Source organism: Telluria mixta, from assembly GCF_029223865.1.
GTDB classification, from domain to species: Bacteria; Pseudomonadota; Gammaproteobacteria; order Burkholderiales; family Burkholderiaceae_D; genus Telluria; species Telluria mixta.
The window spans coordinates 1,925,530-1,947,196 of the sequence record NZ_CP119520.1 but is presented as its reverse complement, the minus strand read 5'-3'; the positions used below and the strand labels follow the sequence as shown (position 1 = coordinate 1,947,196).

Below are 21,667 nucleotides of genomic sequence, written 5' to 3'. Positions count from 1 at the left end.
GGTGCCCTGTGCGCTTCCGGACAGGTGACCGCCGGGCAGTTCAACGCGGCCATGCGCGCTGCTAGAATGGTCCGATGGTTGAACCCCGCACCCGCCTCCTGATCCTCGACGACGACCGCGACGTCGCCTGTGCCGCGCAGATGCTGCTGCGCCGCCGCCATGGCGCGGTGGCGACGCTCGACGATCCGGCGCGCCTCGACGCGCTGCTGGCGGACGGCGTGCCGGACGTCGTCCTGCTCGACCTGAACTTCACGCCAGGCCGCATCGACGGTGCCGAGGGACTCGCCGTGCTCGATCGCCTGCGCACGCTGGCAAGGCCGCCGGCCGTGATCGCGCTGACCGCGTATGCCGACGTGCCGCTCGCTGTGGAGGCGCTGAAGCGCGGCGCCGTCGACTTCATCACCAAGCCCTGGGACAACGCGCGCCTTGCCGCCGCCGTCGATGCCGCGCTGGCGCGCCGCGCGGCCGCGAACGTGCCCGGCGCGTCGGCCCTGATGGGAGACGCCGCGCCGATGCGCGAGGTGAAGGCGGTGATCGCGGGTGTCGCGCCCACCGAGGCCAACGTCATGGTGCTGGGCGAGAACGGCGTCGGCAAGGAACTCGTGGCGCGCGCTCTCCACCAGGCGTCGCGCCGCGCCGCCGGTACGTTCCTCGCCGTGGACATGGGCGCGCTGCCCGACGCGACCTTCGAGAGCGAGTTGTTCGGCCACCGCAAGGGCGCGTTCACCGACGCGAAGAGCGACCGCGCCGGCCGCTTCCAGGCCGCGCGCGGCGGCACGCTGTTCCTCGACGAGATCGGCAACATGCCGCTGTCCGCGCAGGCCAAGCTGCTGACGGCGCTCGAGCGCAGGGAAGTCACGCCCATCGGCGCGGATCGTCCCGAGCCGGTCGACGTGCGCATCGTCAGCGCGACCAACCTGACGGAAGACCGCCTGTTCGATCCGGGCGTGTTCCGCGCCGACCTGCTGTTCCGCCTGAACACCATCGTGATCCGCGTGCCGCCGCTGCGCGCCCGGCGTGACGACATTCCCGGGCTGCTGCACCACTACCTGTCGCTGTACGAAGGGCAGTACCAGCGGCCGGTGCGCGAGCTGGCGCCGGCCGCGCTGGAGCGCCTGTGCGCGTGGGACTGGCCGGGCAACGTGCGCGCGCTGCGCCACGCGTGCGAGCGCGCCGTGATCCTGGGCGGCGGCGCCGATTACCGCTACGAGGACTTCGGCCTCGCGCCGGCGGCGCCGGCACCCGCACACGTGGAGACAGACCAGGACTTCAGGCTCGGCGCGCTCGAACGCGACACCATCGCCGCCGCGCTGGACAAGGCCAGGGGCAACATCAGCCTCGCCGCGCGCATGCTGGGCGTCAGCCGCGCCGCGTTGTACCGCAAGCTGGGCAAGCATGGCATCTGAAGCGCGCGTAAAAGCCGCGGCGCTGCTGGCGGTGGCCGGCCTGGCGGCGCTGGCCTTTGTCGCCGGCCGGACGGGCGATGCGCCGCGCGTCGTCGTGCTGTGCGCTCTGGCGGCCGTCGTCCCGGGACTGGTCCTGTGGCGCACCTTGAACGTGCTGGCCGCGCCGCGCGGGCTGCCCGCGTTTGAGCCGCGCGCCGTGCTGAACGTCGAGCAGCAAAGCCTCGTCGACAACGCGCTGGCCCTGGAAGCGCGTCTGGAACATGCGCCGGTCGCGCTGTTCGGCATCGACGGGGACGAGAACGTGCAGCCGCTGAACGCGAACGCGCGCAAGCTGGTCGCCCCGGGCCGCGCCAGCGATGCCGCCGCCCTGTACCGCCAGCTGGCCGGCCGGCCCCACGGCGACCGCACCTTGCTGCAGTTCGAGACCGAGCGCGGCACCGAGCGCGCGCTGGCGACGGTGTCGATGCTGACCCTGCACGGCCGCCCGCAACGCCTCGCCGCGCTGATGCCGGTCGAGAGCGAACTGGAAGCCGAGGCCCTGAACGCCTGGCGCCGGCTGGTGCACGTGCTCACGCACGAGATCATGAATTCGCTGACGCCCGTGGCCTCGCTGTCGCGCACGGCGCGCGACCTGGTCGAGGAAGCGGGTCCCACGCTGCCGGCCGACGTGGCGGCGGACCTCGGCACGGCGCTCGACGCCATCGGCCGCCGCGCGGACAGCCTGGCCAGCTTCGTCGCGAGTTATCGCAGCCTGTCCAACGTGCCGGAAGCGCGGCCGGAACGGGTGCAGTTGGCCGCCCTGTTCGCGCGGCTCGATGCATTGGTGGGGCCGGCGTGGCGCGCGCGCGACGGCGACGTCGAGTTCACGGTAGCGCCGGCGTCGCTGGAACTGATGGCCGACCCGGGACAGCTCGAACAGGCACTGATCAACCTGCTCAAGAATGCGTTCGAGGCCACGGGCGCGGGCGGCCGCGCGCGCGTCGTTGCCCGGCTGGCGCGAGGCGCGCGCCTGCGCATCGAAGTGGACGACGACGGTCCCGGCGTGCCGGACGCGCTGGCCGCGCACATCTTCACGCCGTTCTTCACCACGCGCAAACAGGGCGGCGGTATCGGCCTCGCGATGGTGCGTCAATTGGTACATTGCAATGGCGGTACGGTACGCTACGCGCGCCCCGTGAGCCGCGGCGCGCGCTTCGTCATCACGTTCTGAACGCGTCCCGCGCACGCCTGATTTGGCTCAGTTCCGCGCGGCGCGTCGGGCCGTATCGTTGGCACGCCTGAATGTCACCGGAGCCTGCCATGTCGATACGCCGTTGCCTGTTCGCCCTGTTGCTGCCGTTCCTCGCCTGCGCGCCCGCCTGCGCACCGGCCTGGGCCGCTCCGCTGTACACCGCGACCTTCCTGCCTGAAAACTTCACGGCCTACGGCATCGGCAACGACGGCAGCATCGTCGGCAGCGGCCTCGATGCCGATTTCCAGGGCCGCGCGTTCGTGTGGAAAGACGGCACGACGACCTTCCTGCCCACGCCGGGCGCGTCCGCTTACGCGACCGCGACGAACGGCGGGGCCGCGGCCGGCGCCTCGCTGGTCGGCGACGCCACACGCGGCTTCATCTACCGCGCTGGCGGCATCCAGCCCATCGGCACGCTGTACGGCGGCGACAGCGTCGCCTTCGCCATCAATGCCGGCGGCCAGGTCGTGGGCGATTCCACGGATGCGTCCGGCAACACCCGCGCGTTCCTGTACAGCGGCGGCACGCTGACCGACATCGGCACGCTGGGCGGGGCGGATGCGCGGGCGCGGGGCATCAACGACGCGGGCATGATCGTCGGCGGTTCCCAGCCGGGCCCGGGATTCCCGGACGATGGCGCCCACGCGTTCCTGTACCACGACGGCACCATGCAGGACCTCGGCACGCTGGGCGGCGGCTTCAGTTGGGCCGAGGCGGTGAACAATGCCGGCCAGGTGGCGGGCTACAGCCTGGTCGGCGACGCGGCCGTCTGGCATCCGTTCCTGTACAGCGGAGGCGTGATGATCGACCTCGGTTCCTTCGGCGGCGATTTCGGCGAAGCCCATGCGATCAACGCGGCCGGCATGGTGGTCGGTTATTCCAGCTTCGTCGACGGTGGCTTCTCGCACGCGTTCGTGGTTGCCGACGGCAACCTGATCGACCTGAACACCGTCACGGAAGGGCTCGGCATCCAGGTGCTCATGGATGCGGTCGGCATCAACGACGCCGGCCAGATCGTGGCCAACAGCTGCGACCGGTTCGGCGATTGTGCGCCGGTCCTGCTCACGCCCGTGCCGGAGCCGGCGGGCGCCCTGATGCTGCTTGCAGGCATCCCCGTGCTGCTGTGGCGCCGTAAAAAATGAGGAACTGCTATGCTGGGTCCGGACCTGGAGGACAGCAATGACCACGACGGACACAGCGGACCCGCATGCCATCGAACATCTGACATCGCGCCAGCGCGTGTTCGCCATCGTCGGCGCGTCGTCCGGCAACCTGGTCGAGTGGTTCGACTTCTACATCTATTCGTTCTGCGCGCTGTATTTCTCGTCGGCCTTCTTCCCGAAGGGGAACCCGACGACCCAGCTGCTGAACACGGCCGGCATCTTCGCGGCCGGCTTCCTGATGCGCCCGATCGGCGGCTGGCTGTTCGGCCGCGTCGCCGACCGCTACGGCCGGCGCAACGCGATGATGATTTCCGTGCTCATGATGTGCGGCGGCTCGCTGATGATCGCCGCGCTGCCGACCTATGCCAGCATCGGCACGGCGGCGCCGGCGCTGCTGCTGGTGGCGCGCCTGTTCCAGGGCCTGTCCGTGGGCGGAGAGTATGGCACCAGCGCCACCTACATGAGCGAGGTGGCGGAGCCGGGGCGCAAGGGGTTCTTCGCGTCGTTCCAGTACGTGACACTGATCGGCGGCCAGCTCGCGGCGCTGCTCGTGCTGGGCATCCTGCAGTTGTTCCTGACGCACGACGAACTGAAGGCCTGGGGCTGGCGCATCCCGTTCGTCGTCGGCGCCTGCGCCGCCCTCGTGTCGCTGTACCTGCGCCGTTCGCTGCACGAGACCACCACCGCCTCCGAGCGCAAGAGCGAGGCCGCGGGCAGCGTCGCGTCGCTGCTGAAGCACCACCGGCGCGCGTTCGTCACGGTCCTGGGTTTTACCGCCGGCGGCTCGCTGATCTTCTACGCGTTCACGACGTACATGCAGAAATACCTCGTCAACACGGCCGGCATGAGCACGGAGACGGCGAGCCGCATCATGACGGTCTGCCTGCTGGTCTACATGCTGCTGCAGCCGGCGTTCGGCGCGCTGTCCGACCGCATCGGCCGGCGCACGTCGATGATCTGGTTCGGCGCGCTCGCCGCGGTGTGCACGACGCCGATCATGATGACGCTTCGTAACGTCTCCAGCCCATTGGCGGCCGGCGCCCTGATCGTGTGCGCGCTGGCGATCATCAGCCTGTACACGTCGATCGGTGGCCTGATCAAGGCGGAGATGTTCCCCGTCGAAGTGCGCGCGCTGGGCGTGGGCCTGTCGTATGCCGTCGCCAACGCCATCTTCGGCGGCTCGGCGGAATACGTGGCCCTGTGGTTCAAGCAGGCCGGCCACGAGCCGTATTTCTACTGGTACGTGAGCGTCATGTGCGCGCTGGCCTGCCTCGTCGCGATCCGCATGCCGGACCCCTCGAAATCCGGCCTGCTCAAGTGATGCTGGCGGGACGCACCATGTCGATGTGCATGATGCCGTCCTCGTCGTACGGCGCGGACACCGTGACGAAGCCGAAGCTCCCATAGAACGCTTCCAGGTGCGCCTGCGCGCCGATGCGGATCGCGTGGCCGGGATGCAGCCGTTCCGCGCACGCGATGCCTTGCGCGACGAGTTCTCGTCCCAGGCCCGTGCCGCGCGTGGACGGGCTCGTGACGACGCGGCCCAGCGACATCTCGTCGTATTTCGCGCCGGGCGCCAGGCAGCGCAGGGTGGCTGCCAGTTCGCGCTTGCCGTCGACGGTGCGCCAGCCGAGCAGGTGATGCGCACCCGGATCGAGGCCGTCGATGTCCGGGTACAAACACGTCTGCTCGAGCACGAACACTTGCTGGCGCAGCGCCAGCATGTCGTACAGTTGCGCCGCCGTCAGGTCGGCGAAACCGCTCCACTGCCATTCGATCATGTTCATTTCCTTGTCAGGCCGCCGTCTCGAAACCTTCGAGCACGTTGACCACATTGATGCCGAGTTCGGGCACGACCGAACCCCCTTCGAACACGAAGACGGTCGGCAGCCCGAGAAAGCCGATGCGCTCGCCGATGCGCAGAAAATCGCCGCTGGCGAGGCCGAAGTGCGAGCGCGGATCGCCGCTGAAACCGTCGACGCCCAGCGAGACGACGAGCGCCTGCGGCGCAAAGCCCGCCATCTTCACGCACGCCGTCTCCAGCGCGAGAAGCCATTGTGACGCGCCCGTCCCGCGCGGCAGCGGCACGTTCAGGTTGAAGCCGAGGCCCGCGCCGGTGCCCGTCTCGTCGGCGTGGCCCGCATAGTACGGGTAGTCCGTGCGCGGGTCGGCGTGGATCGACGCGAACAGCACGTCCTTGCGCCGATAAAAGATGTCCTGCGTGCCGTTACCGTGGTGGTAGTCGATATCGAGGATCGCCACGCGGTGCAGGCCGTCGTCGAGCAGGTGCTGGGCAGCCAGTGCCGCGTTGTTCAGGAAGCAGAAGCCGCCGCAGTAATCGGCGCCGGCGTGGTGGCCGGGCGGCCGCGTGAGCGCGAACGTGCCGCGCTCGCCCAGGCGCAGCGCGTGCGCCGCATTGATCGCGCAGTCGGCGCCCGTCTTCGCGGCGATCCACGTGCCCGCCGTCAGCGGTGTGGTGGCGTCGAATGCGTACAGGCCGAGGCGGCCCGTGAAGCTGTCCGGTTCGACGTCGCGGCGCATGCCCGGGCCGGGCCACACGGAGGGCACCAGGTCGCGTTCCGCATTGTGCGGGTCTAGCGACAGCCACTCGTTCCAGGCGCTGCGCAGGAAGTGCAGGTAGCGGGGCGTGTGGGTGCGTTCCAGCGACGTCAGGGGCACGCCGTGCGGAGTGACGATGCGGCCCAGGCCGCGTCGCGTGAACTCGTTCGCCACGACGTCGATGCGCTGGGGCGGCTCCGACGGCGTGGCATGCTGCGTGTGATGTTCGTTGAAGAAAGTTAGCAAGGCGGCCTCGGTTCAGCCCGACCTGGCGAGTCAGCTGTTACGGCACAGTGTACTACTGTTATATGCCGCCACGAAGTCGTCGAAGCTGCCGGTATCCGTCGCCTCGATCTGCGCCTGCTCGGCCAGCGACGCCTGCGCCATCTCGTCGAACAGGCCCGTCTCGGCCGGCATCAGCGGTTCGGTGCGGAATGCCTGGGCGTGCAGTTCGCTCTGGCGCAGGCCGAACTTTGCGAAGGAGCCGAGCGTGCGCACTTCCTGCAGCACGCGCGCGGACGGTGTTTTTTCCGGGTCCGCGACCTTGGCCTTCTGCGCGTTCAGCGCGTCCATGTGCGCGCCCTTGTAATTGTGCTCGTGGTCCAGCAGTTCCGCGACGGGGCGGATGCGTTCCAGCAGGTCTTCCGCCCAATCCTGCAGCAGCACTTCGTGGTCGTTGCGCGTGAGGGTCAGGCCCGGACGGCGGCCTTCCTTCACGGTGCGCGCGAAGTTGCGCGCGTGGACCTGGCCCTCCATCGCATTGATCATGGGGCTTTCCTCGAGTGCGCAGAACAGCAGGAAGGCGTCCAGGAAGCGGCCCGTCTCCAGCGCGATGCCGACCGGCTCGAACGGATCGACGTCCAGGCAGCGCACTTCGATGTATTGCACACCGCGGGCGCACAGCGCCTGCACCGGGCGCTCGCCCGTGCGGATCACACGCTTGGGACGGATCGTCGAATAGTATTCGTTCTCGATCTGCAGGATGTTGGTCGACAGCTGGATCCACTCGCCATCCTTCTTCGTGCCGACTTCCGCGTACGGCGGATACGGGCGCTTGACGGCGTCCATCAGCGAGGTGACGTAGCTCTCCAGGCTGTTCTCGTGCGGGCGCAGGCCGGACTGGGCATCGTTCTGGTAACCCAGGTCGCTCATGCGCAGGCTCGTCGCGTAGGGCAGGAACAAAGTGTCGTCCGACAGCGTCTCGAGGTTGTGTTCGCGGCCGCGCAGGAAGCCTGTCGACAGGGTGGGCGAGGCGCCGAACAGATACATCAGCAGCCAGCTGTAGCGGCGGAAGTTGCGGATGGTCGCGATATAGCTTTCCGACTGGAAGTCGCGTAAGGCGTTGCGGCGTTCTTCCGTGATGCCCTCGTGTTCCGCCAGCAGCTTCCACAGGTCTTCCGGCAGCGAATAGTTGTAGTGAATGCCCGCGATGCATTGCATGGCCTTGCCGTAGCGCAGCGCCAGGCCGCGGCGGTACACGTGCTTGAGCATGCCGAGGTTCGACTTGCCGTACCAGGCGATCTCGATGTCTTCCTCGGCCGGCAGTTCGCAGGGCATCGACTGGCTCCACAGCAGCTCGCCGTCCAGCTTGGAATAGGCGTAGCGGTGGATCGCGTCCAGGCGGTGCAGGGCCAGGCCGATGTCGTGCTCGGCCGGCGTGATGAATTCGAGCAGCGCTTCCGCATAATCCGTCGTGATCTGCGGATGGGTCAGGGCCGAGCCGAGTTTTACCGGGTGCGGAGTCCGGGCCAGATGGCCCTGGCCGTCGACGCGCAGCGTCTCGCGCTCGATGCCGCGCAGGCCTTGCAGGAGCAGGCCGCGGTGGGCATCGTCGTCCAGCAGGGCCAGGCGGCGGGTCAGTTGGTTCGACACGAGGTTTCCTTTCTTATACTGCCGTGAGACGCAGAGATTAACCGAAATCGGCCAACCGCGCCGGGCACTCCCTCGCCGGGCGCCCCAATATGACATTGTAGTTAATGAACCAGGTCAGGTTCCGGGACATTCTGCGCCGCGATCCACCGGTCCACGCACTTCTCCAGCACGTCCAGCGGCAGGGCGCCGTGTTCCAGCACGGCGTCGTGGAAGGCGCGCACGTCGAAGCGCGGGCCCAGTGCCGCCTGTGCCCGCGCACGCAGCGCGGCGATGCGCAACTGGCCGATTTTATACGCCAGCGCCTGGCCCGGCCGGGCGATCATGCGGTCGACTTCGACCTCGTTGTCGGACGGCGGATTGGCCGTGTTCGCGTTCAGCCAGTCGACGGCCTGCTGGCGCGGCCAGCCCAGCGCGTGGATACCCGTATCGACGACGAGCCGCGCCGCGCGCAGCTGCTCGTCGGCCAGGCGGCCGAACTGCGAGAACGGATCGCGCATCAGGCCCAGTTGCGGCCCCAGGCTCTCCGCATACAGCGCCCAGCCTTCGCCGAAGGCCGGATACCAGGCGTGGCGGCGGAACGCGGGCAGGCCGTCGATGGCGTGGGCGCGCGCGACCTGCAAATGGTGGCCGGGGATGCCTTCGTGCAGGGCGAGCGTCTCGACTTCCCACAGCGGCCGCGTGTCCAGGCGGCTCGTGTTGACGACGAGGGCCGCGACGCGGTCAAGCGTGCCCGCTTCGTAATAGGCGCCGCCCTGTGTGTCGGCCCCCGCCTGCTGCACGGGTTTGACGGCCAGCTCCTCCTGCGGGATCGTGCCGAACTGCGTGGACAACTGGGCCTGGACGCGCGCGATGGTGCGCCGGTAGCGGTCCAGCAGCGCGTCGGCGCCCGTCGGGAACAGGCGCGGATCGCTGCGCACGAACGCGACGAACTGCGGATAACTGCCCTTGAAACCCGTGCGTGAGGCAGTCGCTTCCATCTCGGCGCGCAGGCGCGCCACTTCCTTGACGCCCAGCGCCTGGATCTCGGCCGGCGTCAGCGTGGTTGCCGTCGCGGCCTTCACGAGATACGCGTACCACGCCGCCCCACCGGGCAGGCTGGACGCGCCGATGGTCGTGCGCGCGGCCGGCAGGTAGTCGGTTCGCACGAAGTCTTCCAGCTTTTGCAGCGCACCCGCCGCCGTGCGCAGGGCGGCCGCGCCATCGGTGGCGAGCCGTGTGCGCGCATCCTCAGGGATGGTCGCGGGCAGGCGCTGGAACGGCGCGCCGAGCGCGCCGTCCTGCACGTGCTCGCGCATGGTCCGCAGCTGCGCGGGCAGGCCGGCCATGATGGCTTTCGGCGCCGTCCAGCCGGTACGAACCCCCTCGCGCATCTGCTCGATGATGCCGTCGACGTGGCGGGGCAGGGCATTCAGGCGCGCGAGGTAGTTGCGGTAGTCGTCCTCGGTAACGAAGGGCATCTGCGCGACCAGTTGCGGGAAGCGGATCTGCAGGCCGTCCTGGGCGCTGACCGGCTGCGGATCGAATGCGACGAACGCGGCGCGCGCGAGGATGCGTTCCTGGTCGCCCGTGAACAGGTCCCAGGAGAGGCGGTCCTGGCCGGCCAGCTGGGCGCGGTCGATCTGGCGCGCGAGGTCGAGCATGCGGCGCGCGTGCTCGATGACGGCCGTCTGTTCCGCGAGCGAGGTGTCGGCCAGTAGCGCATCGTAGCGGTGGTCGCCGACGCTCGTGGCGAATTCGGGCTGGTGCTTGAGGCGCCATTGCCAGTCGCGCTCGAACAGGGCTTGCGCCTGGTCGGCGGCGTCCGCCGCGAATGCGACGAGAGGCCCCAGCAGGATGAGGGTCGCGAACAGTCGACGCATCGTGTTGGCTTCCGGGTGGTGGACCCGAAATTCTAGCAAAGAGAGTATCCGGGCCGCGCCGGGGACGCCGTCAGCCGAACCGCCCGCCGCTCACGCGCTCGATCCCGGCCAGGTCCCGCCAGCTCTGCGCGTCCGTGAAGCCGGCGTCCGCCAGCAGCGTGCGCACGGCCGCCGCCTGGTCGTAGCCGTGTTCGAGCAGCAGCCAGCCGCCCGGCACGAGGTGGCGCGGGCTGCCTGCGATGATGATGCGCAGCGCGGACAGGCCGTCCGCATGGTCGGTCAGCGCACCCACCGGTTCGAAGCGCAGGTCGCCCTGGGCCAGGTGCTCGTCGCCGGCCGCGATATAGGGCGGGTTGGAGGCGATGACGTCGAAGGTTTCTCCGGCGGCGAGCGCGTCGAACCAGCTGCTCTCGAGGAAGCGCACGCGCGCGCCGTTGGCGGCGGCATTCGCCTGCGCGACGGCCAGCGCGTCCGGGCTGACGTCCAGCGCGGTGACGTCGGCATCCGGCCGCGTGTGCGCGACGGCGACGGCGATCGCGCCGCTGCCCGTGCCCATGTCGAGCAGGCGGGGTGCGTTCTGCGGCAGGCGTTCCAATGACAGTTCGACGATCAGTTCCGTGTCCGGACGGGGAATCAGCACGGCGGGTCCGACCTGGAAATCGAGACCGAAGAACTCGCGCCTGCCGACGATGTAGGCGATCGGTTCGCCGCGCAGCCGGCGCGCCACGAGATCGTCCAGGCGGGAGGCTTCGTCCGGCGTGAGGGCACGGTCGCCCTGCGTGATCAGCTGGACGCGGGATAAACCCGTCGCCTCGCACAGGAGGATGCGGTTTTCCAGCGGGTCGAGCGGCAGGCTTGCCTGCACGGCCGCGATGGTGGCGCCGGGCTGGATGGTCATCAACGTACGCGCCGCACCAGCACCCAGACGAGGGCCAGCGTGAGGATCACGAACCACACGGCCGACCACTGCGGCACGTTCAGGCCGAACACGGTTTCCTGCGCCGCTTCGCACAGGCCGTCGGCCTGGAACAGGCCGGGCAGCAGGGTCGCGGTCGGGATCTTGTTGAGCGTCGTCTGCATCGGATCGATGCCGCACGAAAAGCCCGGGTGCGCCAGCACATACAAATGTTTGCCGACAAAGCCGAGGCCCCCCAGCGCGCACAGCAGCGCGAGTCCGGCGCCGGCCTTGATCTTGTTCGCGAATGCGCCGATCAGGCTGAAGATGGCGATGCCGAGGTAAAAGTAGCGCTGGATCACGCACAGCGGGCAGGGCAGCATGCCTTGCGCGTGCTGGAGATACAGGGCCGCGCCGATCAGGGCAAGGCTGACGGCGGCGATGGCGAGCAGGAGGTTGCGGGAAGAGGACATGGGTTTCCTGATGACGTAGTCGAAGATGATATTTTCAGTCTAGCAACTTATAACGGTCTTAACTCAATCGCCCAGCGCGGCCAACTGCTCGGCCTGGTGCTCGGCCGACAGGGCGTTCGTCAGTTCGGCCAGGTCGCCGTCCATGATCATGTCCAGTTTATACAGCGTCAGGTTGATGCGGTGGTCGGTCAGGCGGCCCTGCGGGAAGTTATACGTGCGGATGCGCTCGCTGCGGTCGCCCGAGCCGATCAGGCTTTTGCGGGTCGCGGCTTCCTTGCTCTGCTGCTCGCGCAACTGCACGTCCTTGATGCGCGCGGCGAGGACCTTCATCGCCTGCGCCTTGTTCTTGTGCTGGCTGCGGTCGTCCTGGCACTCCACGACGATGCCGGTCGGCAGGTGCGTCAGGCGCACGGCGGAATCGGTCTTGTTGATGTGCTGGCCGCCGGCGCCCGAGGCGCGGTAGGTGTCGATGCGCAGGTCGGCCGGATTGATCTGCACGTCCTCGACCTCGTCCGCCTCCGGCATCACGGCGACGGTGCAGGCGGAGGTGTGGATGCGGCCCTGCGTCTCCGTGGCCGGCACGCGCTGCACGCGGTGGCCGCCCGATTCGAATTTGAGTTTCGAGTAGGCGCCCTGGCCGACGATGCGCACGATGACTTCGCGGTAGCCGCCCAGGTCGGACGGCGATTCCGACACCATCTCCACCTGCCAGCGGTTGCGCTCCGCGTAGCGTGTGTACATGCGCAGCAGGTCGCCCGCGAACAGCGCCGATTCGTCGCCGCCCGTGCCCGCGCGGATCTCGAGGAAGATGTTGCGCTCGTCGTTCTCGTCCTTCGGCAGCAGCATCTTCTGCAGCTCGAGGTCCAGTTCCGCGATGCGCGCCTTGGCCGCATCGATCTCGTCCTGCGCGAACTCCTTCATGTCCGGGTCGGCCAGCATGTCCTGCGCTGCGTCGATGTCGGCCTGCGCGGTCTGGTACTGGCGATAGACGGCCACCAGCGGGCTCAGTTCGGCGTGTTCGCGATTCAGCTTGCGGAAGCTGTCCATGTTCGCGGTGGCGCCTTCGGACATCAGGAGCTCGTCCAGTTCGACGAGGCGGTTGGCCAGTTGGTCCAGCTTGGCCAGCATGGATGGTTTCATAGTGTTCTTATCAGGAATGACGACGGACAAGCCGCACGGCGGCATGACATGCCGCGGCGGCGCAGGCGAAGGATAGCAGGCCGCTAACGGCGGCCGCGGAACAGCTGGGGCAGGAGGCTCGCGAGGCGGGCGCGTTCGTCGCCCTGGGCGCGGTGCAGGGCCTGTTGCGGGCCGTGCAGGAATTTCGCGGTCAGGCCCTTCGACAGGGCGTCCAGCACCGTCTCGATGTCCTCGCCCCTGGCGAGCAGCTTGCGCGCCCGTTCCAGTTCGGCCAGGCGCATCGCCTCGCTCGATTCGTGCAGGTCGCGGATCACGGGCACCACGGCGCGGTCGCCGATCCAGTGCATAAACGACTGCACGCGCGTCTCGATGATGGCCTCGGCCTGGGCGACGGCCGCCTGGCGGCTTTCGACGCCGGTGCGCACCACCTCGGCCAGGTCGTCGACCGTATACAGGAACACGTCGTTCAGGCGGCCCACTTCCGGTTCGATGTCGCGCGGGACGGCCAGGTCGACCATGAACATCGGCCGGTGCCGGCGCGCCTTGATGGCGCGTTCGACGAGGCCCTTGCCGATCAGCGGCAAGGTGGAGCCGGTGGAGGAGATCACGACGTCGAACTGCGCCAGGCGCTCGGACAGGTCGGCGAGCCCGATCGCGCTGCCGTTGAAGCGCGCGGCCAGCGCCTCGCCGCGCGACAGCGTGCGGTTGGCGATCGTGATCGACTTCGGATTGTGGGCGGCGAAGTGCGTGGCGCACAGTTCAATCATTTCGCCGGCGCCGATGAACAGCACGTTCTGCTCGCTGACGCGATCGAAGATGCGTTCCGACAGGCGCACGGCGGCGGCGGCCATCGACACGCTGTGCGCGCCGATCTCGGTCGTCGTACGCACTTCCTTCGCCACGGCGAAGCTGCGCTGGAACAGCTGGTGCAGATAGGTGCCCAGGCCGCCCGCCTCGTCGGCGACGCGCACGGCATCCTTCATCTGGCCGAGGATCTGGGCTTCGCCCAGCACCATCGAATCGAGGCCGGAGGCGACGCGGAACGCGTGGCGCACGGCGTCGTGCTGCGGCAGCATGTACAAATGCGGGCGCAGGTCGGCGAAATTCAGGTGGTGGTAATCCGCGAGGAAGCGGGCGGACGCGTCGAGCGGATCGGGCGCGCAGCTGGCGGCGTACATCTCGGTGCGGTTGCACGTCGAGAGCAGCGCCGCTTCGTCTTCGCCGCGGGTATTAAATTTTGAAAACCACCCGCGCGCCGCCTGCACCGCATCGCCGAGCTGCTCAGGCGCCAGCGCCAGTTGCTCGCGCAGCGAGACCGGTGCTGTGGTGTGATTGAGGCCGACGGCGAGCAGTTGCATGGGTGATCAAAAATTGGGCAGCGCGCCCATTATACCCCTACCGCGTCAGGGTTTCACGCGCCCAGCTTTTCCAGCCTATAGCCGTAGCTATATACCGGCACGAGGCGGAAACCGTTCTCCGGACGCAGGCGCAGTTTGTTGCGGACGCGCGAAACGTGGGTGTCCATCGTACGCGACGGGACGGCCGTCTCGCGCACCCAGATCGATTCGTGAATGTACGCGCGCGACAGTGGACGGCCCAGGTTGCGGAAAAACAGCAGCGCCAGGTTGAATTCCTTGTGCGTGACGTCGATCTGCTCGCCGTCCATCATCAGGCGGCCCGGGCGGGTTTCGAAGATGTACGGACCGAATTGCAGCTGTTCGGCACCATTCTGCGACGGGTACGCCCGGCGCAGCAGGGCCTGCGTGCGTGCGACCAGCTCGCCGCGGCGCAACGGTTTGACGAGGTAGTCGTCGGCACCGGCCGTGACGCCGGCCACGATGTCGTCTTCGGCCGAGCTGCCGGCCAGGAACATCGTCGGGGTATTCGGCGCCAGTTTTTCCTTGGCGCGGCGCAGGAGTTCCGCCGCCGGGACGTCGGACACTTGCCAGTCGACGATCAGGAGGTCGGTGCTGTCCTTGCGGAGTTGCCCCAGCAATTCTTTACCGCTGTCAAACGCTTGACAGCTGTGCCCAGCTCCGTTCAGAACTTGGCAGATGAGTTCTGCCTGGGTCGTATCGTTGTCCAGTACGGATATTCTCATGATTTTCAGGCTGTCTCGGCTGTGGGACTGTAGGACATCACTGTAGGAACATTCCTACAATGTCACTAAATATATCAGACTTTTAAAAAGCAAAGCTACCGATGCCTCAGATAAATTCACATTTTCGTTGGGAAATTGCGTCATAGTTGTGTCAAGCCGTAGACAAACTCCCGGTTACACTGACTTCACTTTGTGGTTGAGGAGCTAACATGTTCAAGAGGAAGAACAAGGACGGTGAACTGGCGCTGTTGCCGGTCTCCAGCGAGGACATCGAACGAGTGCGCGAACGGTGTCGCGGCCTCGTGCGCAAGCGCGCGGCCATTTCGGCCGGCGTGTCCGTGATCCCCGTGCCGGGTGTGGACATCGTGGCGGACCTGTCCAGCTTTGCCGTCATGGTGGAAGAGATCAACCGGGCGTTCGGCCTGTCGCCGGAGCAGATCGACCAGCTGCAGCCGCGCATGCGCATCGCCACTTACCAGGCCGTGGCGGCGATCGGCAGTACGCTCGTGGGCAAGATTGTGACGAAAGAGCTGGTGCTGAAATTGTTGCAGAAGTCGGGCGCCAAGCTGGCGGCCAAGTCGGCGGCGAAGATCGTGCCGCTGGCGGGGCAGGTCGCGTCGGCCGCGATCGGCTTTGCGTTATTCAGGCAGATGGGATACCAGCATATCGACGCCTGCACGCGGGTCGCGCGCGAGGTGGCAGCGGCGCCGGCTTGAACAACCGGCGCCGCTGAAGAGGGGAGTCAGGCGTCCGGCAGGACGACGTTGACGTCGAGAACTTCCAGGTTGCCCTGGCGGTCGAGGGAAATCTTGATGTCCTCGGCGTTGACCTTGGTGTACTTGGAGATCACTTCGATCAGCTCGCGGTGCAGGGCGGGCAGGAAATCCGGGCCGCCGCGGCCGCTGCGTTCGCGGGCGATGATGATCTGCAGCCTTTCCTTGGCCGCCGTCGCGCTTTTCTGATTCTTGGGAAACAGGAATGAGAGCAGAGGCATGTCACTTCGCTCCGAACAGGCGCTGCAGGAAGCCCGGCTTTTCGTAGCTGGTGAAGCGCAGCGGGATTTCTTCGCCGAGGAAACGCGACACGACATCCTGGTAAGCCTGGGCCACGTCCGTATCCTTGAAGTGGATGGCCGGATTGCCCTGGTTCGATGCATGCAGCACGGCTTCCGATTCCGGAATGATGCCGAGCAGGGGGATGCGCAGGATTTCCTGCACGTCCTGGTACGACAGCATCTCGTCGTTTTCCACGCGGCGCGGGGAATAGCGGGTGATCAGGAGGTGCTCCTTGACCGGCTCGCCGCCGCTCTGGGCGCGGCGCGACTTGGCCTGCAGGATGCCGAGGATGCGGTCGGAGTCGCGCACGGACGAGACTTCCGGGTTGGTGACGATCAGCGCCTCGTCGGCGAACGTCAGCGCCATCAGGGCGCCGTGCTCGATGCCGGCCGGGGAGTCGCAGATGATGAACTCGAAGTCCATCTTGACCAGCTCGTTCAAGACGTTTTCCACGCCTTCTTCCGACAGCGCATCCTTGTCGCGCGTCTGCGATGCCGGCAGGATGAACAGGTTGTCGCAGTGCTTGTCCTTGATCAGGGCCTGGGTCAGGCTCGCTTCGCCGTTGATGACGTTGATCAGGTCGTACACGACACGGCGTTCGCAACCCATGATCAGGTCGAGGTTGCGCAGGCCGACGTCGAAGTCGATGACGACGGTCTTGTGGCCGCGCAGCGCGAGGCCGGTCGAGAAGCTTGCGCTCGAGGTGGTCTTGCCCACACCACCCTTACCGGACGTTACAACGATAATTCTTGCCATGAAAAAATTGTGTCCTTTTCAGTATCTGGTCAGTGCTGGTACAGGGGGCGCGCCTTAATTGCGGGTCGCCGAACCCAGCGATGATATATCGATTCGGTCGCCGACCAAACGGATTTGTGCCGGCTGGCGTGCGACCTCTGCCGGGAAACCTTCATCGAACGTCCGGTAAACGCCCGCGATCGACACCAGTTCTGGCTGCAACTGCAGCGCGAAGATGCGCGCGCCCGCATTGCCCGACGCCCCGGCCAGCGCGCGGCCGTGCAGCGGCGCGTACACGTGGATGCTGCCGTCGGCGATGAGCTCGGCGCCATTGTTCACGACGGCGGTCACGATCAGGTCGGTGCCGCGCGCGTAGATGCGCTGGCCGGCACGCACCGGCGTGTCGACGATCATCGCGTGCACCGGTGCGGCCGGGGCGGGTGTGGGTGCGGGCGATGGTGCAGGTTCGGCTGCGGGCTCTGCGGTTTCGGCCGGCGCCGCGGGCATCTCCCGTTCGCGGCCGGCGTTCGTCTGCAGTCCGCTGGTGCCGTCGTCCAGGAACAGGTCGTGGGCGCGGATCACGTCGTGCAGCGGGGCCGGCGCACCGCGCACCGCGACGGCGTTCAGGCGGTACTTCTTGAGCAGCGCGACCAGCGCCTCCCAGTCGATGTGCGCGGCGTCGTCCGCGATGCCGGCGACGTCGATGACGGCGAATTCATCCTCGAAGAAATCCGACACGCCCCCGGTCATCTGCTTCAGCGCGGCATCGATCGCGATCGGATCGGCCGAGTGCAGGATGGTCGAAATGGCCACGACCGTGGAGATCTTGATTTCGATGGGCAGGGAGCTCGAGCTTTTGGGCATAAATCAATGTGGTTGGCTTAGCCCGTGCATTCTACTGTGAAATTTCACTCAACGGAAAAGGGTTTTGGCCCGGTTTGGATGACTGGAAACTACTGTTTCCTGAACAAAAATAATGTCTGATAAAGATGCTCAGCCTTAAGCAAAATCAACAAAAAGGGTGTTTTTTCCGATGAATAAGCTGATAAGATTGATTTTGCTTAAACAAGATTTAAGCGAGGTCACTAATATTGTTGGCTTTCTGTCCAAGCCTAAGCGGAGATTGTGATTCCTCAAGCGCGCGTTGTGCTGGTGTTCGAATTCTTCCAGGCCTGGCCAGAAAAAGGCCGACAGCAGGGCTGTCCACTCATTGAACCCCGGCCGCTGGGGCCGGGATACCGGAGATTGATATGGAAGATGTCGTAATCGTGGCCGCTGGCCGTACTGCAATCGGCAAGTTCGGTGGCACGCTCTCAAAAATTCCGGCTGCCGAGCTAGGCGCCCAGGTCATCAAGCACCTGCTGACGAAGACCGGCATCGACCCGGCTGCAGTGAGCGAAGTCATCCTGGGCCAGGTCCTGACTGCAGGCGTCGGCCAGAACCCGGCACGCCAGGCGGTCATCAAGAGCGGCCTGCCGGACAAGGTCCCGGCCTTCACCCTGAACATGGTGTGCGGCTCCGGCCTGCGCGCCACCCATCTGGCGGCCCAGGCCATCAAGTGCGGCGATGCATCGATCGTCATCGCCGGCGGCCAGGAAAACATGAGCGCCTCGCCGCACGTCCTGAACGGTTCGCGCGACGGCTTCCGCATGGGCGATGCCAAGCTGACCGACACGATGATCGTCGACGGCCTGTGGGACGTCTACAACCAGTACCACATGGGCGTGACGGCCGAGAACGTCGCGCGCAAGTACGAGATCTCGCGCCAGGAACAGGACGAATTCGCGCTGCAGTCGCAGCTGAAGGCCGAGGCCGCGCAAAAGGCCGGCAAGTTCAAGGACGAGATCATCCCGATCGAGATCGCCTCCAAGAAGGGCACCACCGTGTTCGATACCGACGAGTATCCGAAGCACGGCGCCACCCTGGAAGGCCTGGCCAGCCTGCGTCCGGCCTTCAATAAAGAGGGCTCCGTCACCGCCGGCAACGCCTCCGGCCTGAACGACGGCGCCGCCGCCGTGATCATGATGTCGGCCTCCAAGGCCAAGGAACTGGGCCTGACCCCGATCGCCCGCATCAAGGCCTATTCGTCGGCCGGCCTGGACCCGGCCATCATGGGCATGGGCCCCGTCGACGCCGCCCGCCAGGCGCTGGAACGCGCCGGCTGGACGCACGAGGAAGTCGACCTGATGGAAATCAACGAAGCCTTCGCCGCCCAGGCCGTCGCCGTCAACAAGCAGATGGGCTGGGATACGTCGAAGATCAACGTCAACGGCGGCGCGATCGCGCTGGGCCACCCGATCGGCGCCTCGGGCGCGCGCGTGCTGGTGACCCTGCTGCACGAAATGATCCGCCGTGACGCCAAGAAGGGCCTTGCTGCCCTGTGCATCGGCGGCGGCATGGGCGTGGCCCTGGCGGTCGAGCGCGATTAATCATTCGCACGGCGCCACCGCTGGGGCGCCGTGCGGTATCCGTAGTCAACAGGTTAAGTGAAAAACTAGGAGAAGACGATGGCTAGAGTGGCATTAGTGACCGGCGGCATGGGCGGCCTGGGTGAAGCGATCTGCATCAAGCTGGCGGCGCTCGGCTACAAGGTCGTGACGACGTACTCGCCGGGCAGCAAGAAAGCGGAAGGCTGGCTTGCTTCGATGCGCGAACAGGGCCATGACTTCAAGGCCTACGAATGCGACGTGTCCGATTACGACTCCGCCCAGGCCTGCGTGGCCAAGGTCGTGCAGGAAGTCGGCCCCGTCGACGTGCTGGTCAACAACGCCGGTATCACGCGCGACATGACCTTCAAAAAGATGGACAAGGTCAATTGGGATGCGGTCATGAAGACCAACCTGGATTCCGTGTTCAACATGACCAAGCCCGTCGCCGACGGCATGGTCGAGCGCGGCTGGGGCCGCATCATCAACATCTCGTCCGTCAACGGCCAGAAGGGCGCGTTCGGCCAGACCAACTACTCGGCCGCCAAGGCCGGCATCCACGGCTTCACGAAGGCCCTGGCGCTGGAAGTGGCACGCAAGGGCGTCACCGTGAACACCATCTCGCCGGGCTATATCGGCACCAAGATGGTCACCGACATCCCGGCCGAAGTGCTGGAATCGAAGATCCTGCCGCAGATCCCGATGGGCCGCCTGGGCAAGCCGGAAGAAGTGGCCGGCCTGGTCGCATACCTGTCGTCGGACGAAGCCGCCTTCGTTACCGGCGCCAACATCGCCATCAACGGCGGCCAGCACATGCAGTAAGCGGTCACCGCTTGCAATGCACCGACACCGCCTCAGGGCGGTGTTTTTTTTTCGCGTCTGAACACCGGGGTCAGAGCCCGATTTTGGGCAATTTCCTAAAACAGGGCTCTGACCCCGGTGTTGGCTTGCGCGCCGTGCGGGGGCCAAGGTGTCGTATGCTCGTCCCGACGGCGGCCGCCGGGCGCGCGTGGGAAAATGTGAATGATCGATGCTGAACAAGTGAAGACCGTGGTGCGCCTGCCGGCGCCGCAGCGCTATGAATATTTCGTTAAGCGGGTCGCCGCGTCGGGTACCGTGTGGGGCCTGTACCGCAACGGCTGGGCGCTCGCGAAGAAGGACGACGGCACGCTCGTGTTCGCGATGTGGCCGGACGAGGAATTCGCCCGGCTGTGCGCGGAATTCGAGTGGGAAGGCTATGAACCGCAGGCGTTCGCGCTGGACGAGCTGTTGTCCGAGCTGCTGCCCCAGCTGCAGCAGGACGGCCTCTTGCCCGGCATCTTCCGCACGCCCGGTTCGAAAGGCGTGATGCCGACGCCGGGCCTCCTGCGCGTTGACCTCGAGGACGAGTTGCGAAGGGAAACACCATGAACGCATTGCCGCACGGTGCGCTGGCCTTGTCCAGCCTGGAAGAACAGATGCTGCAGCCCGGCGTGAAGGGCTTGCCGTTGACGGCGCCGTTGCGCCAGGGCGCGGTCGGCGTGCAGGGCTGGAACGTGCTGCATGGCGATACGAGCTATCCCGTCGCGCTGCTGAAAACGTCCGCGCTGCGTCACAACCTCGACTGGATGCGCGATTTCTGCGAGCGCCACGGCGTACGCATCGCGCCGCACGGCAAGACGACGATGTGCCCGCAGCTGTTCGGCGCGCAGCTTGCGAACGGTGCCTGGGGCATCACGCTGGCGAACGCCGTGCAGGTGCGGGTGGCGCACCGCTTCGGCGTGCGCCGCGTGCTCGTCGCGAACCAGCTCGTCGCGCGCAGCGACGTGCGCATGGTGCTGCAACTGCTGCACGAGGATCCGGGCTTCGAATGCGTCGTGCTGGCCGATTCGCTCGCGGGCGTCGCGCGCCTGGCGGAAGAAGTCGATGCGCATCCGCTCACGCGTCCGTTGTCCGTGCTGGTCGAACTGGGCCTGTCGGGCAAGCGCGCGGGCTGCCGCACGCCGGAGGAAGCGCTGACGGTGGCGCGGGCCATCGAGCGCGCGCCGGGCCTCGTGCTGGCCGGCTTCGAAGGCTACGAGGGCCTGCTCGTGTCGGACGACCATGATGCCGATCTCCGCGCCGTGTCGGGCTTTGTCGCGCGCCTGTGCGCGCTCGTGCGCGAGGCCGACGACGAAGGCCTGTTCGGCACGCGCGAGATCCTCGTGACGGCGGGCGGCTCGTCGTACTTCGACCTCGTCGCGCGCGGCTTCCAGGAGTTGCACGGCCTGTCGCGGCCCCTCGTCTCCGTGCTGCGCAGCGGCTGCTACCTGACGAGCGACCACGGCATGTACCAGCGCCATATCGCAGCACTCGATGCGCGCGAAGGCGTCGAGCCGGAACAGGGCCTGCGGCCCGCGCTGGAGATCTGGAGCGTCGTGCAGTCGCGTCCCGAACCGGGCCTCGCGATCCTCACGATGGGCAAGCGCGACGCGTCGCACGACGCCGGTTTGCCGGTGCCGCTGTGGCACCACCGGCCCGGTCCCGGCACCGCGCACGCGCTGCCGGCGGACTGCGAGATCGTCAAGATGAACGACCAGCACGCGTACCTGCGCCTGCCGGAGGGGCCGGTGCGCGAGATGCTGGCGGTGGGCGACCTGGTCGGCTGCGGCATCTCGCACCCGTGCACGACGTTCGACCGCTGGCCGCTGCTGCTGGCCGTGGACGACGACTACGCGGTGCGCTTCGCGCTCAACACTTTCTTCTAGAATGGCCGGGCGGTAGGCTACAATCG

At 67.0% G+C, this 21,667-nt stretch carries 21 protein-coding genes; 9 read left to right on the top strand and 12 right to left on the bottom strand.

Annotation, left to right across the window (positions count from 1 at the left end; translation table 11 throughout):
• Positions 1 to 74 precede the first annotated feature (74 nt).
• The 4 genes from P0M04_RS08595 to P0M04_RS08580 all read left to right on the top strand — a co-directional run bounded on the left by P0M04_RS08595 (position 75) and on the right by P0M04_RS08580 (position 5,121).
• Positions 75 to 1,406 (top strand): sigma-54-dependent transcriptional regulator, encoded by a 1,332-nt coding sequence (locus tag P0M04_RS08595; RefSeq protein ID WP_259448470.1) that lies wholly within the window; start codon positions 75 to 77, stop codon positions 1,404 to 1,406.
• Positions 1,396 to 2,616 carry a sensor histidine kinase gene (locus P0M04_RS08590; protein WP_259448469.1) on the top strand — a complete coding sequence of 407 codons (1,221 nt, stop codon included), beginning with the start codon at positions 1,396 to 1,398 and terminating at the stop codon, positions 2,614 to 2,616. Before P0M04_RS08595 ends, P0M04_RS08590 begins: the two co-directional genes overlap by 11 nt.
• Positions 2,617 to 2,705: 89 nt before the next feature.
• Positions 2,706 to 3,779, top strand: coding sequence for a hypothetical protein (locus P0M04_RS08585; RefSeq protein WP_259448468.1), 1,074 nt, complete (start codon positions 2,706 to 2,708; stop codon positions 3,777 to 3,779).
• Positions 3,780 to 3,816: 37 nt separating this feature from the next.
• Positions 3,817 to 5,121, top strand: coding sequence for an MFS family transporter (locus P0M04_RS08580; protein WP_259448467.1), 1,305 nt, complete (start codon positions 3,817 to 3,819; stop codon positions 5,119 to 5,121).
• On the opposite strand, the gene P0M04_RS08575 is transcribed toward P0M04_RS08580, so the two are convergent.
• From P0M04_RS08575 to P0M04_RS08535, 9 genes are all read right to left on the bottom strand, one after another.
• The gene (locus P0M04_RS08575; RefSeq protein WP_259448466.1) at positions 5,114 to 5,581 is read right to left on the bottom strand and encodes a GNAT family N-acetyltransferase; all 468 of its coding nucleotides are present in this window, start codon (positions 5,579 to 5,581) and stop codon (positions 5,114 to 5,116) included. The two genes, P0M04_RS08580 and P0M04_RS08575, sit on opposite strands and share 8 nt — an antisense overlap.
• Before the next feature lie 13 nt (positions 5,582 to 5,594).
• Positions 5,595 to 6,605, bottom strand: a complete 1,011-nt coding sequence (locus P0M04_RS08570; protein ID WP_259448465.1) for a histone deacetylase family protein — start codon at positions 6,603 to 6,605, stop codon at positions 5,595 to 5,597.
• 30 nt (positions 6,606 to 6,635) lie between these two features.
• Entirely contained in the window at positions 6,636 to 8,231 is a 1,596-nt protein-coding gene (gshA, locus tag P0M04_RS08565) for a glutamate--cysteine ligase (RefSeq protein ID WP_259448464.1), read from the bottom strand.
• A gap of 101 nt (positions 8,232 to 8,332) precedes the next feature.
• Positions 8,333 to 10,090 carry a DUF885 domain-containing protein gene (locus P0M04_RS08560; protein ID WP_259448463.1) on the bottom strand — a complete coding sequence of 586 codons (1,758 nt, stop codon included), beginning with the start codon at positions 10,088 to 10,090 and terminating at the stop codon, positions 8,333 to 8,335.
• A 70-nt stretch (positions 10,091 to 10,160) separates the two neighbouring features.
• A complete protein-coding gene (prmC, locus tag P0M04_RS08555) occupies positions 10,161 to 10,988 on the bottom strand; it encodes a peptide chain release factor N(5)-glutamine methyltransferase (RefSeq protein WP_259448462.1) in 828 nt (275 codons plus the stop codon).
• The gene (locus P0M04_RS08550; RefSeq protein WP_259448461.1) at positions 10,988 to 11,458 is read right to left on the bottom strand and encodes a disulfide bond formation protein B; all 471 of its coding nucleotides are present in this window, start codon (positions 11,456 to 11,458) and stop codon (positions 10,988 to 10,990) included. The genes prmC and P0M04_RS08550 overlap by 1 nt, the downstream gene beginning before the upstream one ends.
• 63 nt (positions 11,459 to 11,521) lie before the next feature.
• The gene (gene prfA, locus P0M04_RS08545; RefSeq protein ID WP_259448460.1) at positions 11,522 to 12,598 is read right to left on the bottom strand and encodes a peptide chain release factor 1; all 1,077 of its coding nucleotides are present in this window, start codon (positions 12,596 to 12,598) and stop codon (positions 11,522 to 11,524) included.
• An 83-nt stretch (positions 12,599 to 12,681) separates the two neighbouring features.
• Entirely contained in the window at positions 12,682 to 13,956 is a 1,275-nt protein-coding gene (hemA, locus tag P0M04_RS08540; protein WP_259448459.1) for a glutamyl-tRNA reductase, read from the bottom strand.
• A gap of 53 nt (positions 13,957 to 14,009) precedes the next feature.
• Complete coding sequence (locus P0M04_RS08535) at positions 14,010 to 14,699, bottom strand: response regulator transcription factor (RefSeq protein ID WP_259448458.1); 690 nt, start codon at positions 14,697 to 14,699, stop codon at positions 14,010 to 14,012.
• A 209-nt stretch (positions 14,700 to 14,908) separates the two neighbouring features.
• Between P0M04_RS08535 and P0M04_RS08530 the strand changes: the two genes are divergently transcribed.
• Positions 14,909 to 15,415 (top strand): hypothetical protein, encoded by a 507-nt coding sequence (locus P0M04_RS08530; RefSeq protein ID WP_259448457.1) that lies wholly within the window; start codon positions 14,909 to 14,911, stop codon positions 15,413 to 15,415.
• 26 nt (positions 15,416 to 15,441) lie between these two features.
• Here the strand turns inward: P0M04_RS08530 and minE are convergent, their stop codons facing one another.
• From minE to minC, 3 genes are read right to left on the bottom strand one after another with little or no spacing between them, the layout of a single operon-like run.
• A complete protein-coding gene (minE, locus tag P0M04_RS08525) occupies positions 15,442 to 15,693 on the bottom strand; it encodes a cell division topological specificity factor MinE (RefSeq protein WP_036231293.1) in 252 nt (83 codons plus the stop codon).
• Position 15,694: 1 nt separating this feature from the next.
• Positions 15,695 to 16,510 carry a septum site-determining protein MinD gene (gene minD, locus P0M04_RS08520; protein ID WP_056134002.1) on the bottom strand — a complete coding sequence of 272 codons (816 nt, stop codon included), beginning with the start codon at positions 16,508 to 16,510 and terminating at the stop codon, positions 15,695 to 15,697.
• Between the two features lie 54 nt (positions 16,511 to 16,564).
• Positions 16,565 to 17,353, bottom strand: a complete 789-nt coding sequence (minC, locus tag P0M04_RS08515; protein WP_259448456.1) for a septum site-determining protein MinC — start codon at positions 17,351 to 17,353, stop codon at positions 16,565 to 16,567.
• Positions 17,354 to 17,739: 386 nt separating this feature from the next.
• On the opposite strand from minC, the gene P0M04_RS08510 reads away from it, so the two are divergent.
• The 4 genes from P0M04_RS08510 to P0M04_RS08495 all read left to right on the top strand — a co-directional run bounded on the left by P0M04_RS08510 (position 17,740) and on the right by P0M04_RS08495 (position 21,641).
• Positions 17,740 to 18,918, top strand: a complete 1,179-nt coding sequence (locus tag P0M04_RS08510) for an acetyl-CoA C-acetyltransferase (RefSeq protein WP_259448455.1) — start codon at positions 17,740 to 17,742, stop codon at positions 18,916 to 18,918.
• Positions 18,919 to 18,996: 78 nt separating this feature from the next.
• Positions 18,997 to 19,737 (top strand): acetoacetyl-CoA reductase, encoded by a 741-nt coding sequence (gene phbB / locus P0M04_RS08505; RefSeq protein ID WP_258851500.1) that lies wholly within the window; start codon positions 18,997 to 18,999, stop codon positions 19,735 to 19,737.
• 201 nt (positions 19,738 to 19,938) lie between these two features.
• Positions 19,939 to 20,325 (top strand): DUF2750 domain-containing protein, encoded by a 387-nt coding sequence (locus P0M04_RS08500; RefSeq protein ID WP_259448454.1) that lies wholly within the window; start codon positions 19,939 to 19,941, stop codon positions 20,323 to 20,325.
• Positions 20,322 to 21,641 carry an amino acid deaminase gene (locus P0M04_RS08495; RefSeq protein WP_259448453.1) on the top strand — a complete coding sequence of 440 codons (1,320 nt, stop codon included), beginning with the start codon at positions 20,322 to 20,324 and terminating at the stop codon, positions 21,639 to 21,641. The genes P0M04_RS08500 and P0M04_RS08495 overlap by 4 nt, the downstream gene beginning before the upstream one ends.
• Positions 21,642 to 21,667 lie beyond the last annotated feature (26 nt).

What these genes read in the sequence shown, in the direction of transcription:
- minD (WP_056134002.1), bottom strand. Translation starts at nt 16,510, where the DNA reads ATGGCAAGAATTATCGTTGTAACGTCCGGTAAGGGTGGTGTGGGCAAG.
- P0M04_RS08560 (WP_259448463.1), bottom strand. Translation starts at nt 10,090, where the DNA reads ATGCGTCGACTGTTCGCGACCCTCATCCTGCTGGGGCCTCTCGTCGCA.
- P0M04_RS08585 (WP_259448468.1), top strand. Translation starts at nt 2,706, where the DNA reads ATGTCGATACGCCGTTGCCTGTTCGCCCTGTTGCTGCCGTTCCTCGCC.
- P0M04_RS08535 (WP_259448458.1), bottom strand. Translation starts at nt 14,699, where the DNA reads ATGAGAATATCCGTACTGGACAACGATACGACCCAGGCAGAACTCATC.
- hemA (WP_259448459.1), bottom strand. Translation starts at nt 13,956, where the DNA reads ATGCAACTGCTCGCCGTCGGCCTCAATCACACCACAGCACCGGTCTCG.
- phbB (WP_258851500.1), top strand. Translation starts at nt 18,997, where the DNA reads ATGGCTAGAGTGGCATTAGTGACCGGCGGCATGGGCGGCCTGGGTGAA.
- P0M04_RS08550 (WP_259448461.1), bottom strand. Translation starts at nt 11,458, where the DNA reads ATGTCCTCTTCCCGCAACCTCCTGCTCGCCATCGCCGCCGTCAGCCTT.
- prmC (WP_259448462.1), bottom strand. Translation starts at nt 10,988, where the DNA reads ATGACCATCCAGCCCGGCGCCACCATCGCGGCCGTGCAGGCAAGCCTG.
- minE (WP_036231293.1), bottom strand. Translation starts at nt 15,693, where the DNA reads ATGCCTCTGCTCTCATTCCTGTTTCCCAAGAATCAGAAAAGCGCGACG.
- P0M04_RS08575 (WP_259448466.1), bottom strand. Translation starts at nt 5,581, where the DNA reads ATGATCGAATGGCAGTGGAGCGGTTTCGCCGACCTGACGGCGGCGCAA.
- P0M04_RS08510 (WP_259448455.1), top strand. Translation starts at nt 17,740, where the DNA reads ATGGAAGATGTCGTAATCGTGGCCGCTGGCCGTACTGCAATCGGCAAG.
- P0M04_RS08500 (WP_259448454.1), top strand. Translation starts at nt 19,939, where the DNA reads ATGATCGATGCTGAACAAGTGAAGACCGTGGTGCGCCTGCCGGCGCCG.
- P0M04_RS08580 (WP_259448467.1), top strand. Translation starts at nt 3,817, where the DNA reads ATGACCACGACGGACACAGCGGACCCGCATGCCATCGAACATCTGACA.
- P0M04_RS08530 (WP_259448457.1), top strand. Translation starts at nt 14,909, where the DNA reads ATGTTCAAGAGGAAGAACAAGGACGGTGAACTGGCGCTGTTGCCGGTC.
- P0M04_RS08590 (WP_259448469.1), top strand. Translation starts at nt 1,396, where the DNA reads ATGGCATCTGAAGCGCGCGTAAAAGCCGCGGCGCTGCTGGCGGTGGCC.
- P0M04_RS08595 (WP_259448470.1), top strand. Translation starts at nt 75, where the DNA reads ATGGTTGAACCCCGCACCCGCCTCCTGATCCTCGACGACGACCGCGAC.
- P0M04_RS08495 (WP_259448453.1), top strand. Translation starts at nt 20,322, where the DNA reads ATGAACGCATTGCCGCACGGTGCGCTGGCCTTGTCCAGCCTGGAAGAA.
- prfA (WP_259448460.1), bottom strand. Translation starts at nt 12,598, where the DNA reads ATGAAACCATCCATGCTGGCCAAGCTGGACCAACTGGCCAACCGCCTC.
- minC (WP_259448456.1), bottom strand. Translation starts at nt 17,353, where the DNA reads ATGCCCAAAAGCTCGAGCTCCCTGCCCATCGAAATCAAGATCTCCACG.